Origin of the sequence: Janthinobacterium sp. ROICE36, from assembly GCF_002869965.1 — a bacterium.
In the GTDB taxonomy this organism is placed as follows: Bacteria; Pseudomonadota; Gammaproteobacteria; order Burkholderiales; family Burkholderiaceae_D; genus Janthinobacterium.
Genome location: NZ_PEBS01000061.1, coordinates 1 through 17,900 on the forward strand (window position 1 = coordinate 1; position 17,900 = coordinate 17,900).

Here is a 17,900-nt window from a genome sequence, read left to right on the forward strand (position 1 = left end):
TAGCAAGAAGTGGACGATGCCAATACGGGACTGGAAAGCGGCACTGAACCGCTTCGCCATCCAGTTTGAAGACCGGGTACCGCAGACTTAAACGAAAAACCGTTTACACAGAATTCAGTACACCCCCGGGCAGGTGCGCACGAAATTTGTCAGCATAAACATTTAAGACGGTCTTCAGTGCCAGCAGCCCCGCTTGCGCTACAATCGGCTCTCCTTTGTTGCCACTGCCGCGCGCGGTTCTCTTCTGCCACTATGTTCCCTAAACGCCTGACCCTGCTTGCCCTGGCCGCCTTTGCGCTGGCCGGCTGCGATACCACCGTCCCGAAACCCCTACAAGTATTGACTCCCCCCGAGCCCATCGTCGTGCCGCCGCGCAAGATCAAGATCGGCCTGGCGCTGGGCGGCGGCGCGGCGCGCGGATTCGCGCATATCGGCGTGATCAAGGCGCTCGAATCGCAGGGCATCCACGCCGACATCGTCACCGGCACCAGCGCCGGCAGCGTGGTGGGCGCCTTGTATGCGGCGGGCAACAATGGCTTCGCCCTGCAAAAGATGGCCTTCGACATGGACGAGGCGGCCATTTCCGACTGGGCCTTGCCCCTGTTTGGCAAGTCGTCCGGCGTATTGAAGGGCGAGGCGCTGCAAAGCTATGTCAACAAGGCTGTCGGCGGCGTGCCGCTGGAAAAACTCAAGATTCCGTTTGGCGTGGTGGCGACCGACCTCAAGAATGGCCAACCGATCCTGTTCCAACGCGGCAACACCGGCATGGCCGTGCGCGCCTCGTCGGCCGTGCCGGGCGTGTTCCAGCCCGTGACGATCGCCGGCCATACTTATGTCGATGGCGGCCTGGTCGCTCCCGTGCCCGTGCGCTTTGCGCGCGACATGGGCGCCGATTTCATCATCGCCGTGAATATCTCGTCGCAAACGGATACGCAAAAGGCCATCAGTTCGATGGAAGTGCTGATGCAGACGTTCGCCATCATGGGCCAGCGCATCAACCAGTTCGAGCTGAAAGATGCCGACGTGGTGATCCAGCCCAGCCTGGGCACCATGAAGGGCAACGATTTCAACAGTCGCAATCAGGCCATCCTGGCAGGCGAGCAGGCGACCTTTGCCGTCATGGTGCAGCTCAAGCAAAAGCTGAAAGCCAAGCGCGAGCAGTAAGCTAGCAGTAAGCGAGCGCGCCGCCGCGCATTTCGTATACAATTTTGCTTCAACATAACAAGGATGCACCATGCAATCGAAACCGATTTTGACCCTGGACGACGTAAAGAAAATCGCTGCCGCCGCCGAAGCGGAAGCGGTCAAGAATAACTGGGCGGTCGCGATCGCCATCGTCGACGACGGCGGCCACCTGCTGTGGCTGCAGCGCATGGACGGCGTGGCGCCGATCTCGTCGCACATCGCCCCATCGAAAGCCAAGACGGCGGCGCTGGGCCGCCGCGAATCGCGCATCTATGAAGAGATGATCAATGGCGGCCGCGTGTCGTTCCTGAGCGCGCCGGAAATCGACGGCTTGCTCGAAGGCGGCGTGCCCATCGTGTTCGACGGCCACTACGTGGGCGCCGTTGGCGTCTCGGGCGTGAAATCGGCGGAAGATGCGCAAATCGCGAAAGCGGGTATCGCGGCACTGACGGCCTAAGTAGTCGCCGCAGTTGCAGAACCAGCCGCCCCGTGCAAGCCGGGCGGCTTTTTTCATGGGGCGGGGGATTTATGCTGCTGCGCAAAAAAATGCCGCCCAATCTATATTTTCTTCCTTGTGGAAAAGCTGCCTTTTGGTTATAATTCAAAGGTTTAGCCAATCACACATATACCGTAGCGACTACCCATCCCCTCATTCAAAATGACCGTTGAAACACCCTGAGTGCAGTTGGCTCGGGTAACTAGGCGGTCGGTCTGACGTGGCGCAGCTACGGTAACTTTATCAGGAGTTGCCCTTGCCGCCATTTTTTTCTGGCCCTGCCGTTCCAGCCATATTAGCGCTTGCTGATGGAACGATCTTTAAAGGTTTTTCGATCGGTGCCGCCGGTCATACCACGGGCGAGGTTGTTTTCAATACCTCGATGACCGGGTATCAGGAAATCCTTACTGACCCAAGCTATTGCCGCCAGATGGTCACCCTGACCTATCCGCATATCGGCAATACGGGCGTCAATCCGGAAGATGTCGAGTCTTCCAAGGTGCACGCCGCTGGCCTCATCATCCGCGATCTGCCATTACTGGCATCCAATTTCCGTTCCACGCTCTCCCTGTCCGATTACCTGAAAGCTGAAAATATCGTCGCCATCGCCGGCATCGATACCCGCAAGCTGACGCGCATCCTGCGTGAAAAAGGTGCGCAGGGCGGCGCCATCCTGGTCGGCACGCAAGGCAATGAGCCATCCGCCGCGCAAGCGCTGGAACTGGCCCGTTCCTTCCCCGGCCTGGCCGGCATGGACCTGGCCAAGGTGGTATCAAGCAAGGCCGCATACGAATACCGCGAAACGGAATGGACTCTGGGTGCAGGCTACGGCCAGCTGGCCGATGCGGACGCGAAATACCACGTGGTCGCCTTCGACTACGGCGTCAAGCGCAACATCCTGCGCATGTTGACGTCGCGCGGCTGCAAAGTCACCGTGCTGCCGGCGCAAGCGACGGCGGCCGACGCCCTGGCACTGAATCCGGACGGCATCTTCCTGTCGAACGGCCCCGGCGACCCGGAACCGTGCGACTACGCCATCGCTGCTACCCGCGAGCTGATCGAGAAGGGCATCCCGACCTTCGGCATCTGCCTCGGTCACCAGATCATGGCGATCGCTTCCGGCGCGAAAACGCTGAAGATGAAGTTCGGCCACCACGGCGCCAACCACCCGGTGCAAGACCTGGAAACCAAGCAAGTCTTGATTACCTCGCAAAACCACGGTTTCGCCGTCGATGCGGCAACCTTGCCCGCGAATTGCCGCGCGACCCATGAATCGCTGTTCGACGGCTCCCTGCAGGGCTTTGCCCGCACGGACAAGCCGGCCTTCTGCTTCCAGGGCCACCCTGAAGCGTCGCCGGGCCCGATGGATGTTGCTTACCTGTTTGACCGCTTCATCAACTTGATGGCTGCGGAGGAGAAAAAGAAAAATGCCTAAACGTTTAGATATTAAAAGTATTCTGATTATTGGTGCTGGCCCGATCGTCATCGGCCAGGCCTGTGAATTCGATTATTCCGGCGCGCAAGCGTGCAAGGCCCTGCGCGAAGAGGGCTACAAAGTCATCCTGGTCAACAGCAATCCTGCAACCATCATGACGGATCCGGAAATGGCCGACGTGACGTATATCGAACCGATCACCTGGTCGGTGGTTGAACGCATCATCGCCAAGGAGCGTCCTGACGCCATCCTGCCGACGATGGGCGGCCAGACCGCGCTGAACTGCGCGCTGGACCTGTTCAACAATGGCGTGCTGGCAAAATACAACGTCGAGCTGATCGGCGCGTCGCCGGAAGCCATCGACAAGGCGGAAGACCGTTCCAAGTTCAAGGACGCGATGACCAAGATCGGCCTCGGTTCGGCCCGTTCCGGCGTGGCGCACTCGATGGACGAAGCCTGGACCGTGCAGCGCACCTTGGGCTTCCCGACCATCATCCGTCCATCGTTCACCATGGGCGGTTCCGGTGGCGGCATCGCCTACAACGAAGAAGAATTCGAAACCATCTGCAAGCGCGGCCTGGAAGCCTCGCCGACGAAAGAGTTGCTGATCGAAGAATCGTTGCTGGGCTGGAAAGAGTACGAGATGGAAGTGGTGCGCGACAAGGCGGACAACTGCATCATCATTTGCTCGATCGAAAACCTCGATCCGATGGGCGTGCACACGGGCGACTCCATCACGGTGGCGCCAGCACAAACCCTGACGGACAAGGAATACCAGATCATGCGCAATGCCAGTCTGGCAGTGCTGCGCGAGATCGGTGTCGACACCGGTGGCTCGAACGTGCAATTCTCGATCAACCCTGTCGATGGCCGCATGATCGTCATCGAGATGAACCCGCGCGTATCGCGTTCGTCGGCCCTGGCCTCGAAAGCGACGGGTTTCCCGATTGCAAAAATCGCCGCCAAGCTGGCCGTCGGTTACACCCTGGACGAGCTGCGCAACGAAATCACGGGCGGCGCCACGCCGGCCTCGTTCGAGCCGTCGATCGATTACGTCGTCACGAAGATTCCCCGTTTCACGTTCGAGAAATTCCCCACCGCCGACCATCACCTGACGACGCAGATGAAGTCCGTCGGCGAAGTGATGGCGATTGGTCGTACCTTCCAGGAATCGTTCCAGAAAGCCTTGCGCGGCCTGGAAGTGGGCGTGGATGGCATGAACGAAAAGACCAAGGACCGCGAAAAGATCGAAGAAGAACTGGGCGAGCCTGGTCCTGAGCGCATCTGGTACGTGGGCGATGCGTTTGCCCAGGGCTTCACCCTGGAAGAAGTGCACAACCTGACCAAGATCGATCCATGGTTTTTGATCCAGATCAAGGAAATCGTCGACCTGGAACTGTGGCTCGATACGCAGAAGCTGGACAACCTGGACAAGAACACCCTGTACAAGTTGAAACAGAAGGGTTTCTCCGACCGCCGCCTGGGCTTTTTGTTGCAGACGACCGACACGGCCGTGCGCCTGCAGCGCCATGCGCTGAACATCCGTCCCGTCTACAAACGCGTCGATACCTGCGCGGCAGAATTTTCGACCGACACGGCGTACATGTATTCCACGTACGACGAAGAGTGCGAATCGAATCCGACCGACAAGAAAAAGATCATGGTGCTGGGCGGTGGCCCGAACCGTATCGGCCAGGGTATCGAGTTTGACTATTGCTGCGTCCACGCAGCCCTCGCCATGCGCGAAGACGGCTACGAAACGATCATGGTCAATTGTAATCCAGAAACGGTTTCGACCGACTACGATACCTCGGACCGTTTGTACTTTGAGTCGCTGACCTTGGAAGACGTGCTGGAAATCGTCGCCATCGAAAAACCGGTGGGCGTGATCGTGCAGTACGGTGGCCAGACCCCGCTGAAACTGGCGCTGGACCTGGAAGCGAACGGCGTACCGATCATCGGCACTTCGCCCGACATGATCGATGCGGCCGAAGACCGCGAGCGTTTCCAGCAATTGTTGCACAAGCTGCAACTGCGTCAGCCGCCTAACCGCACCGCGCGCACGGAAGCCGACGCTTTGGCGCTGGCGCAGGAAATCGGCTACCCGCTGGTCGTGCGTCCATCGTACGTGCTGGGCGGCCGCGCCATGGAAATCGTCCATGAGCAACGCGACCTCGAGCGCTACATGCGCGAAGCCGTCAAGGTATCGCACGATTCGCCCGTGTTGCTGGACCGCTTCCTGAACGACGCCATCGAGTGCGACGTCGATTGCATCTCCGACGGCGAAACGACCTTCATCGGCGGCGTGATGGAACACATCGAACAGGCTGGCGTGCACTCGGGCGACTCGGCTTGCTCGCTGCCGCCTTATTCGCTGTCGCAAGAAACCATCGATGAACTGAAACGCCAGACGGCGCTGATGGCCAAGGGCTTGAATGTGGTCGGCCTGATGAACGTGCAGTTCGCCATCCAGAAGCAGGAAATCGACGGCGAAATGAAAGATGTCGTCTTCGTGCTGGAAGTGAACCCCCGTGCTTCGCGTACCGTGCCTTTCGTCTCGAAAGCCACGGGCTTGCAACTGGCGAAAATTGCCGCCCGCTGCATGGTCGGTCAATCGCTGGCTTCGCAAGGCATCACGCAGGAAGTCGTGCCGCCATACTTCAGCGTCAAGGAAGCCGTGTTCCCGTTCGTCAAGTTCCCGGGTGTGGACACCATCCTGGGCCCTGAAATGAAATCGACGGGCGAAGTCATGGGCGTGGGCCTGACGTTTGGCGAAGCGTTTGTGAAATCGCAACTGGGCGCCGGCGTGAACCTGCCAAAATCGGGCAAGGTCTTCATCAGCGTGAAAGCGTCGGACAAGCCGCGCGCCGTGCAAGTGGCGCGCGACCTGGTCGAGTCCGGTTTCACCGTGGTCGCCACCAAGGGCACCGCCGCCGTGATCGCTGCTGCCGGCATCGCCGTCACGCCAGTGAACAAGGTGATCGAAGGCCGTCCGCACATCGTCGACATGATCAAGAACCATGAAATCGTGCTGGTGATTAACACCGTCGAAGAAAAACGCAGCGCCATCGTCGATTCGCGGGCCATCCGCACCTCGGCCCTGGCGTCGCGCGTGACGACCTACACCACCATCGCGGGCGCGGAAGCAGCCGTCGAAGGCATCCGTCATCTGGATGAGTTGCGCGTGTACGATCTGCAAAGCCTGCACAAGACCTTGAACTAAGCGTGTTATTTGCAGTGGCCGCCGTTAGGCGGTACACTGCATGCTTATCAACCACAGAGTTCCGTGCAGAGCAGCGCGCGGCCTCTGTGGTTTTCACTTGGTGCATCCGTTAACCGTGACAAAACACGGACAACGGCGCCGATAACTAGCAGATAGTAGAGATAACATGACCTCAGTCCCATTGACCACATACGGTGCAGAGCTTCTGAAAGAAGAGCTGCATCATTTGAAGACCAAGGAACGCCGCATCGTCATCGATGCGATCGCCGAAGCGCGTTCGCACGGCGACCTGTCGGAAAACGCCGAGTATGACGCCGCCAAGGAGCGCCAGGCGTTCGTGGAAGGCCGCATCGCCGAACTCGAAGGCAAGCTGGGCGCAGCGCAAATCATCGACCCGACCGCGCTCGACGCGGAAGGCCGCGTGGTCTTTGCCGCGACCGTGAACCTGGAAGACCTGGAATCGGGCCAGAAAGTCACGTACCAGATCGTGGGCCTCGATGAAGCCGACCTGAAAAAAAACAAAGTGTCCGTGACGTCCCCGATCGCCCGCGCGCTGATCGGCAAGTACGCCGGCGACGTGGTGGAAGTGCAGGCGCCGTCCGGCCCGCGCGAGTACGAAATCCTGGAAGTGCTGTACATCTGATGCTGGGCCGCGTGCGCCTCCTCGTTGCCACCCTGTGGGCGGGCAGCCTGTGGACCAACGGTTTCATCGTGGCGCCCACGCTGTTCGGGACATTGAGCGACCGTGTGCTGGCAGGCAATATCGCCGGCAGCATGTTCCGTGCCGAGGCCTGGCTGTCATTTGCTTGCGCTGTAGTCTTGCTGGCCTTGCTGCAGTGGCGCCCCGGCGCACTGGAGCTGAAGCGCCGGCGCCTGCTGGCCGCGCTGGTGCTGGCCATGCTGGTGTGCGCGCTGCTCAGCTATTTCGGTATTTCGCCCCTGATGGCCGAACTCAAGGCGCAAGCGCCGTCGGGCATCATGGACGAAGCCATGCGCAGCCGCTTCGGCATACTGCATGGCGTGTCGACCGTGATCTTTGCCGTACAAAGCTTGCTGGCGGGCGTATTGATCTGGAAACAACAGTAGTTTGATGTAAGTAAAGTACACATGAAAAAGCGGAGCAGGGGATATCCCGTGCTCCGCTTCTTGTTTCAAGCCCGGCAGCCTTGCGGTTGCCGGGTGAACAGGCTTACTTGCTGCCCAGTGCGCTTTTCTTGGCGCTTTTCTGACGTGGCTTGGCACGCTTGATGGAACCGCCTTCGGTAACGCGCTCATTGCCCTTGATCATGACTTTAGTCACGCTTGGGCGCTTGGTGCCGCTGGCGCTGGCCTTGACGATGGTCACTTCGCGCATGCCTTTGCCGGCGCTGACCTTCTCCTTAACCACTTCTTTTTTCGGACGGTAGATTACCAGCAGTTTGCCAATATGTTGTACCGGGGCGGCGCCGAGATTGCCGCAAATCGTATCGTACATTCCGACGCGGGCTTCGCGGTCGTCGCCGAACACGCGGACTTTAATCAGGCCGTGCGAATCCAGGCCAAGGTCGATCTCTTTGAGGACAGCAGGTGTCAAGCCCGCTTCGCCAATGATGACGATAGGCTTCAGCGCGTGTGCTTCGGCGCGCAGTGCGCTGCGCTCTACGGGTGTAAGTTTTAGCATAATAATATTTAGTAATTCCCTTAAAAGCAGTATTCTACGCGAATGGCAAAGAAGAAATTAAACAAAAACTGGTTGCACGACCACATAAATGATCCTTATGTGAAGTTGGCGCAAAAAGAGGGCTACCGCGCCCGGGCAGCATACAAGCTCAAAGAAATCGATGAAGACGAAAAACTGATCAAGCATGGGCAGGTAATTGTCGACCTTGGTTGCACTCCTGGCAGTTGGGCCCAGTATCTGCGGCGCAAGCTGGCCGGTAAGGACGGCGGCGGAGTCAATGGTACCCTGATTGGCCTGGACATGCTGGAAATGGAGCCGATCGCCGATTTCCACTTTATCCAGGGCGATTTCCGCGAAGCGCGCGTGCTGCGCCAGCTGGAAGTGGTGTTGCAAGGACGCAAGGTTGACGTGGTCCTGTCGGACATGGCGCCGAATCTGTCGGGCATCGCCACGGCGGACGCCGCGCGCATGGAACATCTGATCGACCTGGCCATCGAATTTTCCCAATTGCATTTGAAACCATCGGGCGTGCTGCTGGTGAAATGTTTCAAGGACATGGGGTTCAGCCAGATCGTGGAGAAATTCCGCGCCGAATTCAAGGTCGTGGTGCAGAAAAAGCCCAAGGCCAGCCGCGATAAATCGTCAGAAATCTTCCTGATGGGGCGTGGTCTCAAGAATCCGTTGAAAAATGCCGTGCAAGAAGATGATTCCGCCCTTGATATTTAAGAGGGAATCCGCACATGGGAACGAGAAGTGCAGTAGCGTCTGATGGCATAAAAGCCTAAATTGTTTATACTGCACTTTTTTGCGTGAACGCGGTTGTTTCGCGCGCACGGATCGGCGGGCTTTGGCACGGCCCGCTTATTGCGAGTAAAATCGTGTTTCTAGCTATTGGTAAAGAGATGCGCACTGCATCCAAGGAGTCTTCGTGAATAACATGTTTTCCAAATCTGCCATCTGGGTAGTCGTATTGCTGCTGTTGTTCATGCTGTTCAAGCAATTCGACAGTCATGGCGCCACAGGCGGCAGCAAGGCCATCGCTTATTCCGATTTGCTGGATGAAGTCAAAGCCAAGCGCGTCAAGGATGTCGTGATCGAAGGTTCGTCGATCACCGCCAAGCTGATGGACGACAGCAAGGTGCGTACCACCGCCACCAGCCTCGACAAGGGCCTGATCGGCGACCTGCGCGACAATGGCGTGCATTTCGATGTGCGCCCGCCTGAGGAAGCGTCTTTCCTGCAAACTATTTTTGTATCCTGGTTCCCCATGCTGCTGTTGATCGGCGTCTGGGTCTTCTTCATGCGTCAGATGCAAGGCGGCGGCAAGGGCGGGGCATTCTCGTTCGGCAAGTCGAAGGCGCGCATGATGGATGAAGCCAGCAACACCGTCACCTTCGCCGATGTCGCCGGTTGCGACGAAGCGAAAGAAGAAGTCAACGAAGTGGTCGACTTCCTCAAGGATCCGAGCAAATTCCAGAAACTGGGCGGCCGCATTCCCCGCGGCGTGCTGATGGTCGGTCCTCCGGGCACGGGTAAAACCCTGCTGGCGCGCGCCATCGCCGGCGAAGCCAAGGTGCCGTTCTTCTCGATTTCCGGTTCCGACTTCGTGGAAATGTTCGTCGGCGTGGGTGCCTCCCGCGTGCGCGACATGTTCGAGAACGCGAAAAAGCATTCGCCCTGCATCATCTTCATCGATGAGATCGACGCTGTCGGTCGTCACCGCGGTGCCGGCATGGGCGGCGGCAATGACGAGCGCGAACAGACCTTGAACCAGTTGCTGGTCGAGATGGACGGTTTTGAAGCGAACTCCGGCGTGATCGTCGTGGCCGCCACCAACCGCGCCGACGTGCTCGACAAAGCTTTGCTGCGTCCGGGCCGTTTCGACCGCCAGGTCTCCGTCGGCTTGCCCGATATCCGCGGCCGCGAGCAGATCTTGAACGTGCACATGCGTAAAGTACCTATCAGTACCGACGTGAAAGCCGATATCCTGGCCCGCGGCACCCCTGGTTTCTCGGGCGCGGACCTGGCCAACCTGGTCAACGAGGCAGCCCTGTTTGCCGCCCGCCGCAGCAAGCGCCTGGTGGAAATGGCCGACTTCGAAGATGCGAAAGACAAGATTTACATGGGTCCTGAGCGTAAATCGATGATCATCCGCGAGGAAGAGCGTCGCAATACGGCTTACCACGAGTCCGGTCACGCGGTGGTCGCCAAGCTGCTGCCGAAAGCCGATCCCGTGCATAAAGTGACGATCATGCCGCGCGGCTGGGCCTTGGGCCTGACCTGGCAGTTGCCGGAACACGACAACTTGTCCGCCTACAAGGACAAGATGCTGGAAGAAATTTCCATCCTGTTCGGTGGCCGTATCGCCGAAGAGATTTTCGTGGGGCAAATGTCCACGGGCGCGTCGAACGACTTCTCGCGTGCCACCAAGCTGGCCCGTTCCATGGTGACCCGCTTCGGCATGTCCGACAGCATGGGCGTGATGGTCTACGAAGACAGTGAAAACGAAGGTTTCTTCGGTGGCGCCACGAAGACGATCTCGGAAGCGACCCAGCAAAAGGTCGACGCTGAAATTCGTAATATTCTCGACAAGCAATATGCTTTGGCGCGTACCTTGCTGGAAAGCAACCGCGACAAGGTCGAAATGATGACCAAGGCTTTGCTGGAATGGGAAACCATTGATGCAGAGCAAATCAATGACATCATGGCCGGCCTGGAGCCGCATCCGCCGAAAGTCATTCCGCCACGCCGCAATGCGGGCGGCGACAGCGGCGCGGGCGGCATCTCGCCAAACGTGACGGCACCAGCCTGATAGTGACCACTGCTTGAGCGGTGGCGCGCAAGGGCATGGCAAGAACGAGGGTAAGGAGCAATCCTTGCCCTTTTTCGTTGCCGCGACAGTTTTTTCCTGACGACTAAAAAGAGTGACATGCGACATTATTTGCAATTCGGCCGCTTCGGCTTCAACCTGTCCGGCACGCAGGCGCTGGTGATGGGTATCCTGAACATCACGCCCGATTCCTTTTCCGACGCGGGGCAGTATCAACTGCTGGAATTTGCCCTCTCGCGCGCCGAGCAGATGATGCTTGATGGCGTCGATATCATCGATATCGGCGGCGAATCGAGCCGTCCCGGCGCGCCGCCGCTGCCGCTGCAGGACGAGTTGCAGCGCGTCATGCCCGTGCTGTACGCCTTGCGCGACTGCGGCAAGCCCCTGTCCGTCGATACCTATAAGCCCGAAGTGATGCGCGAAGCCATCCTGGCGGGTGCCGACATGATCAACGACATCAATGCTTTCCGCGCGCCAGGCGCCATCGACGCCGTGCAGGACAGCGATTGCGCACTGTGCATCATGCACATGCAAAGCGTGCCGCAAACCATGCAGGACCAGCCCCACTACGAGGATGTGGTGCGCGAAGTCATCGACTTCCTGCGCCAGCGCATCGACACCCTGACGGCGGCCGGCATAGACCGCGAGCGCCTGTGCGTCGATCCCGGCTTTGGTTTTGGCAAGACGGTGGAGCAGAACTATGCCTTGCTGCGCGCCACGCGCCAGTTGCGTAGCGCGCTGGACTTGCCCGTGCTGGCCGGGCTGTCGCGCAAGTCGATGCTGGGCGCCGTCACGGGACGTCCCGTCGAGCAGCGCCTGGCCGGCAGTGTTGCCGGTGCGCTTGCTGCGGTAGCGCAAGGCGCAGAAATTATCCGTGTGCATGATGTCGCTGAAACCGTCGATGCGCTGAAGGTCTGGCGCATGGCACACTGAGCCTGTAAGATTTATCATAAACAACAAAAAGAGAAAGTCTATGACGCGTAAATATTTTGGTACCGATGGCATCCGAGGCCTGGTGGGCACGGCTCCGATCACCCCTGATTTCGTCATGCGCCTCGGCTATGCGGCCGGCAAGGTGCTGGCCAAGTCGCAAGGCGGCAAGGTACGCCCGACGGTGCTGATCGGCAAGGACACGCGCATTTCCGGCTACATGCTGGAAGCGGCGCTGGAAGCGGGCCTGTCGGCCGCCGGCGTGGACGTGATGCTGGCCGGCCCCATGCCGACGCCGGCGATCGCCTACCTGACGCGGGCGTTGCGCCTGTCGGCCGGGGTAGTCATTTCCGCCTCGCACAATCCCTACCATGACAATGGCATCAAGTTCTTTTCTGGCCAGGGCACCAAGCTGCCCGACAGCGTGGAGCTGGAAATCGAAGCGGCGCTCGACGAACCCATGGCTTGCGTGCCATCGGACAAGCTGGGCCGTGCCAAGCGCCTGGACGATGCGCAGGGGCGCTACATCGAATTTTGCAAGAGCACTTTCCCGACCGAGCTGGACTTGCGCGGCCTGAAGATCGTCGTCGATTGCGCGCATGGCGCCGCCTACCATATCGCCCCGCATGTGTTCCATGAACTGGGCGCGGAAGTCATCGCCATCGGCAACAAACCCGATGGTTTCAACATCAATGCGGGCTTCGGCGCCACGGCAACGGCCGCCATGGCTGCTGCCGTCATCGAGCATGGCGCGGACCTCGGCATCGCCCTCGATGGCGACGCCGACCGCCTGATCATGTGCGATGCCACGGGGCGGCTGTATAACGGCGACGAGTTGTTGTATGTCATGGTCAAGGACCGCCTGGCGACGGGCCCCGTGGCTGGCGCTGTGGGTACCCTGATGACCAATATGGCGCTGGAAGTGCTGTTCAAGCAGCAGAGCATCGGCTTCGCGCGCGCCAAGGTGGGTGACCGCTACGTGCTGGAAGTCATGAAGGAAAAGGGCTGGATACTGGGCGGCGAGGGTTCCGGCCATTTGCTGTGCCTGGACCGCCACACGACGGGCGACGGCATCGTTTCCGCGCTGCAAGTCTTGTCCGCGCTCAAGCGCAGCGGCCAGAGCCTGCAGCAGTGCCTGGCCGAACTGGTGCTGTTCCCGCAAACCCTGATCAACCTGCGCGTGGCGCCCGGTTTCGACTGGCAAAAAAATGCCGCCATGGTGGCCGAGAAAGAGCTGGTCGAGGCTGAACTGGGCGATACGGGCCGCGTGCTGATCCGCGCTTCGGGCACGGAACCGCTGATCCGCGTGATGGTGGAAGCCAAGGACCAGGAGAAGGCAGAGTCGATGGCACGCCGCATCGCCGATAAAGTGACTGCGTCATAGGCAGGAGTCGATAGTTATTTCCATCTAATTCAGCTGGGGCAATTGACGAAATTGGGTGGGGGCGTTATTATCTTGTCTTCGGAGTGTGGCGCAGCCCGGTAGCGCACCTGGTTTGGGACCAGGGGGTCCAAGGTTCGAATCCTTGTACTCCGACCAAAGTCATAAGCGGGCTGTCAGAAATGACAGCCCGTTTTCTATTCGGCGCAGGCATTTCATTGCTGGCGCGCATAGATTAAAATACTGCACCTTTCCGCCCATCGTTCAACGGATAGGACAACGGTCTTCTAAACCGTGAATGGGGGTTCGATTCCCTCTGGGCGGACCAGTTTCATACTGGCCACGGCTTGCGCCATGCAGCCGCATTCTTCTCTCTCCTGTCTCTCCGCACGCGGCCCTAAGGCTGTGCAAACAGCACCACGCTCAGCAAATACAGCAGCGGCACGGCGCACAGCAGTGCAGATAATACCGACAGCATTTTCTTGCGCGCCTGGAATGGGGATTCATGCATGGAGGCTCCTTCGCAAGGGTGGCGGTGGTGCCAACCAGCATAGCGAGAGGGGCATAAAGACGGCGTAAAGAGTCAGGCGCGGCGCGTATGCGCCGTGTAAACGCGGCGCCGCAGCCGGCCAAGGCGGGCTCTATTTCTCGCTGTCGTCGGGGCTCTTGCCAAACAGGCGATCTTTTGCGTTGAGCAATTTTTGCACCTTGGCGCCCATTTTCATCAGTTGCGCCATCGATTCGGGCGACAGGCGCTGCAAATCGTCGAACCAGGTGTTGGCCAGGTCGACGAGTTCATACATTTCGCGCATGCGCTCCTGCGCATATTGGTCCACGGCTTCCGTGGCCGGCGCCAGCAGCGATTCGCGCAGCACCGTCAGGGTGGGCGCCACTTCGCGGCGGCGACGCTCGGCGGCCACCACGCGGAAGATTTGCCACACATCGCCCAGCGACGAAAAATACTCGCGCCGGTCGCCGGGGATGCGCGATTGGCGGATCAAGCCCCAGCCTTGCAACTCCTTCAGGCCAATACTCACGTTCGAGCGTGAAAAACTCAGGTGCTCCGCGATTTCGTCTGCGTGCAATGCGTGCTCAGAGACGAACAACAAGGCGTACACTTGCCCCACCGTGCGATTAAAGCCCCAGCGGCTGCCCATCTCGCCGAAATGGCTGACAAAGGTGAGGATCAGCGGCGTCATTTGTATAGATTGAGTTTTCATAATTATCTGAATTTTTTCACGCCAAACTGGCGGGGTCAATTGATATGTGTCATGTTTCGCAGTATTATACAAAAAATCGAATTTACAGAAAATTCTGAAAACTCAAGAAGTATAGAAGATGCCGACCCCGCCACTGTCCTTGCCCCGTTTTATTCTTCCCCGTGCCGCCAGCCTGGCGCAGGGGGGTGCCGCCTTGCTGTGGCTGCCGCAAGCGGCCTTGCTGGCCTGGGCCGTGCAAGCCATGCTCGATGGTGCATCCTGGCGCGCGGCCCTGCTGCCGGCCGCTGGCGTGCTGCTGCTGGGCGTGTTGCGCGCCGGCTGCGAAGCATGGGGAGCGCGGCGCATGTATGCGGCGGCGCGCGAGCACTTGTCGAACCTGCGCGCCCAGGTGGCGCAGGCGCTGGCGCGCCGTTCGCCGCTGGACCGCCAGCGTGCCCAGTCGGGTCAGGCGGCCAGCGTCATCGCCGAACAGGCCGAAGCCATCGTGCCGTATCTGGTGCGCTACAAGCCCGCGCGCTGGAAAGTCATGCTCGTGCCGCTCGTGATCCTCGCCGTGGTGACGCCCCTGTCGTGGATCGCCGCCTTGATCCTGCTCATCGCCGCACCGCTGATTCCCGTCTTCATGGCCCTGGTGGGCATGGGCGCGCAAGCGGCCAGCCGCGCGCAGATGGTGGAAATGGGCAGCATGAACGCCTTCCTGCTGGATCGCCTGCGCGGCCTGGCCACCCTGCGCGCGCTCGATGCCGTCAACGCCACGGCCGAACGGCTGGATGCCTCGTCGCAATCCGTGCGCCGGCGCACGATGGTGGTGCTGCGCATCGCCTTTTTGTCGTCCGCCGTGCTGGAACTGTTTTCCGCGCTGGGCGTGGCCATGGTGGCGGCGTTTATCGGCTTCTCCTTGCTGGGCAGCATCAATTTCGGCACCTGGGGCCGGGAACTGAACCTGGGGCAGGGTTTGTTCATCCTGCTGCTGGCGCCCGCATTCTTCGAGCCCTTGCGCGAACTGGCCGCCGTCTGGCACGACAAGGCGGCCGGCGAAGCGGGTCTGGCCGGCTTGCATGACCTGGCTACCGATGGCGTGTCCCTGCCTGGCGCCGGGGTGGCAGCGGCGGCCGTCTCGGCCGCCGCCATGGCGGTGGCGCCACCGCCCGCCGTCGAGATCCGTGAGCTGCGCTTTGCCCACCCTGGCGAAGCGGGCGTATTCGACGGCTTCGATTTGAATGTGCGCGCCGGCGAGCACGTGGCTCTGCTGGGCGCCAGCGGCGCCGGCAAGACCACCTTGCTGTCCTTGCTGGCCGGCTTGCTGCCCGCCAGCGGCGGGGAAATACGCATCGGTGGCGTGCGCCTGACCGACAGCACCGTCAATACCTTGCGCCAGCGTATGGCGTGGATGGGCCAGCGTCCGCACGTGTTTGCCGCTTCCGTCAGCCAGAATGTGACCCTGGGCCGCGTCGGCGTGAACGCCGCGCACGTGACGCAGGCGCTGCACCTGGCCGACCTGGCCGCCGTGGCTCAGGCGCAACCGGCCGTCATGCTCAGCGACGGCGGCCAGGGCTTGTCGGGCGGCGAAGCCGTGCGCCTGGCGCTGGCCCGCGTGGCCCTGCACCCGCATGCCGACCTGCTGCTGGTCGATGAACCGACGGCCCACCTGGACAGCGAAACGGCGGCGCGCGTCACGGACGCCCTGCTGGCTCTGGCCAAGGGCAAGACGATGATCGTCGCCACGCACGATCCCGTGCTGGCTGGCCGTCTGCAGCGCACGGTGCATGTCGATGCGCAGGCGCAAGCGCAGGAGTTGAGCGTATGAAAAATTCACTGATGCGTAACCCCGTCCTGCGGCAATTGCTGCTGGCCCAGCCCGGCAAACTGATCGCTGGCGCCATGCTGGCGGCCCTGACGGCGGTGGCCGGCATGGCCTTGCTGGGCTTGTCCGGCTGGTTCATCACGGCCACCTCGATTGCCGGCCTGCACGCTTCGACGGCCGTGCTGTTCGACGTGTTCGGCCCGTCGGCCGGCATCCGCCTGCTGGCCATCGGTCGCACGGGTTCGCGCTATGCGGAGCGCCTCGTCACGCACGACGCCACGTTCGCCACGCTGGCCTGCATCCGCGTGCAACTGTTTCGCGGCTGGTCGTGCCCGGAAGCGGCCAGCCGGCTGCTGCGCCAGCCCGCCAAGCTGCTGTTCCGCCTGACGGCCGATATCGACGCGCTCGAATCACTGTATTTGCGCCTGCTGGTGCCTGCCTTCACGGCCCTGTGCGTGGCCTTGCTGGCCGGCGTGGCGCTGGGCGTGATGCAATGGCAACTGGGCCTGGGCCTGGCCGCGTGGCTGCTGGCCGCCGGCGGCGGCATCAGCTGGATCGTGGCGCAGCGTGCCCGCCGTCCCGCCATCGTGCGCTCGCGCGCCATCGAAAAACTGCGTTCCGGCACCATCGACCTGGTGGCGGGCCAGACGGACCTGGTGATGGCGGGCCGCATCGACGCCCAGTGCGCCGCGCTGGGGCAGATCGACCGCTCGCTGGCGCAAGCCGATTTCGCCCTGCTGCGCCTGGAGACTGCGGCCGGCACCGCGTATGGCGTGGCCGGCAGCGTGACCTTGGCCGGCGTGCTGCTGGCCGTGGCCGCGCTGGTGCAGCAGCAAACGCTGAACGTGCCGCTGGCGGCCCTGGCCTTGCTGCTTGCCTTGACGGCTGTGGAACCATTTGCGGGCTTGCGCCGCGGCGCGCTGGAAGCGGGGCGCATGCTGCTGGCCATGCGCCGCCTGGCGCCGCGCCTCGATGCACAAGACGTGGCGCCGCCGTCCGTTGGGGCCGCACCGGGCTTGCGCCTGGAGCACGTCAGCGCTGCGCATGCGGGCAGCCATGTTGCCATTTTGCATGATATTTCCCTGCACATCGGTGAAGGCGAGCGCGTGGCCTTGATCGGCCCCAGCGGTGCGGGCAAGTCCACCTTGCTGGCCCTTGTCGCGCACGAGCTGGCGCCGCTGTCGGGCAGCTTAGCCGCGCCGCGCGCCTGCCTGTTTACCCAGAAGACGGAACTGTTCCAGGACAGCCTGCGCGACAACCTGCGCCTGGCTGACCCGTCCGCCAGCGATGCGCAGCTGTGGGCGGCGCTGCAATCGGCCGGCCTGGACGAGGAAGTGCGGGCCTTTGCTGGCGGCCTCGATACCTTGCTGGGCGAGGGCGGCCTGGGCTTGTCGGGCGGGCAGGCGCGGCGCTTGGCGCTGGCGCGCCTGTTCCTGCACGAATCGACCTTGTGGCTGCTGGACGAAGCCACCGAGGCGCTGAATGCACACACGGCAATCGATGTCCTGCAGCGCCTGCGCGCGCGCAGCGAAGGACGTAGCTTGCTGATCGCAACCCACTTGCGGCGCGAAGCGGCGCTGGCGGACCGGCTGGTCAGCCTGCGCGATGGCCGCATCGTGGGCGATGCGCGCCGTGGCACACCCGCCTTCGAGGCGGCGCTGGCCGGCTTGCGCGGCGATTGAAGACGAATAGGGGAAGAATAGGGAGGATACAGGCGGCGCTGCCTGACAGCTTTG

14 protein-coding genes and 2 tRNA genes are annotated in these 17,900 nt (G+C 61.2%); 14 read left to right on the forward strand and 2 right to left on the reverse strand.

Annotated elements, in window-relative coordinates; translation table 11 throughout:
* Window positions 1–252: 252 nt before the first annotated feature.
* From CSZ94_RS21005 to CSZ94_RS21030, 6 genes are all read left to right on the forward strand, one after another.
* Window positions 253–1,164: a patatin-like phospholipase family protein gene (locus CSZ94_RS21005; protein ID WP_102123311.1), complete on the forward strand. Its 912-nt coding sequence runs from the start codon at window positions 253–255 to the stop codon at window positions 1,162–1,164.
* A gap of 70 nt (window positions 1,165–1,234) precedes the next feature.
* On the forward strand, window positions 1,235–1,642 hold the full coding sequence (locus CSZ94_RS21010; RefSeq protein WP_102123312.1) for a GlcG/HbpS family heme-binding protein: 408 nt from the start codon (window positions 1,235–1,237) through the stop codon (window positions 1,640–1,642).
* 295 nt (window positions 1,643–1,937) lie between these two features.
* A complete protein-coding gene (carA, locus tag CSZ94_RS21015; protein ID WP_102123313.1) occupies window positions 1,938–3,116 on the forward strand; it encodes a glutamine-hydrolyzing carbamoyl-phosphate synthase small subunit in 1,179 nt (392 codons plus the stop codon).
* The gene (gene carB / locus CSZ94_RS21020) at window positions 3,109–6,339 is read left to right on the forward strand and encodes a carbamoyl-phosphate synthase large subunit (RefSeq protein ID WP_102123314.1); all 3,231 of its coding nucleotides are present in this window, start codon (window positions 3,109–3,111) and stop codon (window positions 6,337–6,339) included. Before carA ends, carB begins: the two co-directional genes overlap by 8 nt.
* A 166-nt stretch (window positions 6,340–6,505) precedes the next feature.
* A complete protein-coding gene (gene greA, locus CSZ94_RS21025; RefSeq protein ID WP_102123315.1) occupies window positions 6,506–6,982 on the forward strand; it encodes a transcription elongation factor GreA in 477 nt (158 codons plus the stop codon).
* Window positions 6,982–7,425 carry a DUF4149 domain-containing protein gene (locus CSZ94_RS21030; RefSeq protein WP_180977558.1) on the forward strand — a complete coding sequence of 148 codons (444 nt, stop codon included), beginning with the start codon at window positions 6,982–6,984 and terminating at the stop codon, window positions 7,423–7,425. The genes greA and CSZ94_RS21030 overlap by 1 nt, the downstream gene beginning before the upstream one ends.
* 103 nt (window positions 7,426–7,528) lie before the next feature.
* Here CSZ94_RS21030 and CSZ94_RS21035 read toward each other — a convergent pair whose 3' ends face one another.
* The gene (locus CSZ94_RS21035; protein ID WP_010397237.1) at window positions 7,529–7,999 is read right to left on the reverse strand and encodes a YhbY family RNA-binding protein; all 471 of its coding nucleotides are present in this window, start codon (window positions 7,997–7,999) and stop codon (window positions 7,529–7,531) included.
* A gap of 42 nt (window positions 8,000–8,041) precedes the next feature.
* On the opposite strand from CSZ94_RS21035, the gene CSZ94_RS21040 reads away from it, so the two are divergent.
* From CSZ94_RS21040 to CSZ94_RS21065, 6 genes are all read left to right on the forward strand, one after another.
* The gene (locus CSZ94_RS21040) at window positions 8,042–8,725 is read left to right on the forward strand and encodes an RlmE family RNA methyltransferase (protein WP_096234939.1); all 684 of its coding nucleotides are present in this window, start codon (window positions 8,042–8,044) and stop codon (window positions 8,723–8,725) included.
* Between the two features lie 202 nt (window positions 8,726–8,927).
* Window positions 8,928–10,811, forward strand: a complete 1,884-nt coding sequence (gene ftsH / locus CSZ94_RS21045) for an ATP-dependent zinc metalloprotease FtsH (protein ID WP_180977559.1) — start codon at window positions 8,928–8,930, stop codon at window positions 10,809–10,811.
* Between the two features lie 117 nt (window positions 10,812–10,928).
* Complete coding sequence (gene folP, locus CSZ94_RS21050; RefSeq protein ID WP_102123318.1) at window positions 10,929–11,762, forward strand: dihydropteroate synthase; 834 nt, start codon at window positions 10,929–10,931, stop codon at window positions 11,760–11,762.
* A gap of 40 nt (window positions 11,763–11,802) precedes the next feature.
* Window positions 11,803–13,143: a phosphoglucosamine mutase gene (gene glmM, locus CSZ94_RS21055; RefSeq protein ID WP_102123319.1), complete on the forward strand. Its 1,341-nt coding sequence runs from the start codon at window positions 11,803–11,805 to the stop codon at window positions 13,141–13,143.
* A gap of 79 nt (window positions 13,144–13,222) precedes the next feature.
* Window positions 13,223–13,299, forward strand: a tRNA-Pro gene (locus tag CSZ94_RS21060).
* A gap of 94 nt (window positions 13,300–13,393) precedes the next feature.
* Window positions 13,394–13,468, forward strand: a tRNA-Arg gene (locus CSZ94_RS21065).
* A 313-nt stretch (window positions 13,469–13,781) separates the two neighbouring features.
* On the opposite strand, the gene CSZ94_RS21070 is transcribed toward CSZ94_RS21065, so the two are convergent.
* A complete protein-coding gene (locus CSZ94_RS21070) occupies window positions 13,782–14,339 on the reverse strand; it encodes a GbsR/MarR family transcriptional regulator (RefSeq protein ID WP_102123320.1) in 558 nt (185 codons plus the stop codon).
* A gap of 139 nt (window positions 14,340–14,478) precedes the next feature.
* Here CSZ94_RS21070 and cydD point away from each other — a divergent pair, with 139 nt between their 5' ends.
* Together cydD and CSZ94_RS21080 are read left to right on the forward strand one after the other, a co-directional pair.
* Window positions 14,479–16,167 (forward strand): thiol reductant ABC exporter subunit CydD, encoded by a 1,689-nt coding sequence (cydD, locus tag CSZ94_RS21075; protein ID WP_102123321.1) that lies wholly within the window; start codon window positions 14,479–14,481, stop codon window positions 16,165–16,167.
* On the forward strand, window positions 16,164–17,846 hold the full coding sequence (locus tag CSZ94_RS21080) for an amino acid ABC transporter ATP-binding/permease protein (RefSeq protein WP_102123322.1): 1,683 nt from the start codon (window positions 16,164–16,166) through the stop codon (window positions 17,844–17,846). Before cydD ends, CSZ94_RS21080 begins: the two co-directional genes overlap by 4 nt.
* Window positions 17,847–17,900: the final 54 nt, after the last annotated feature.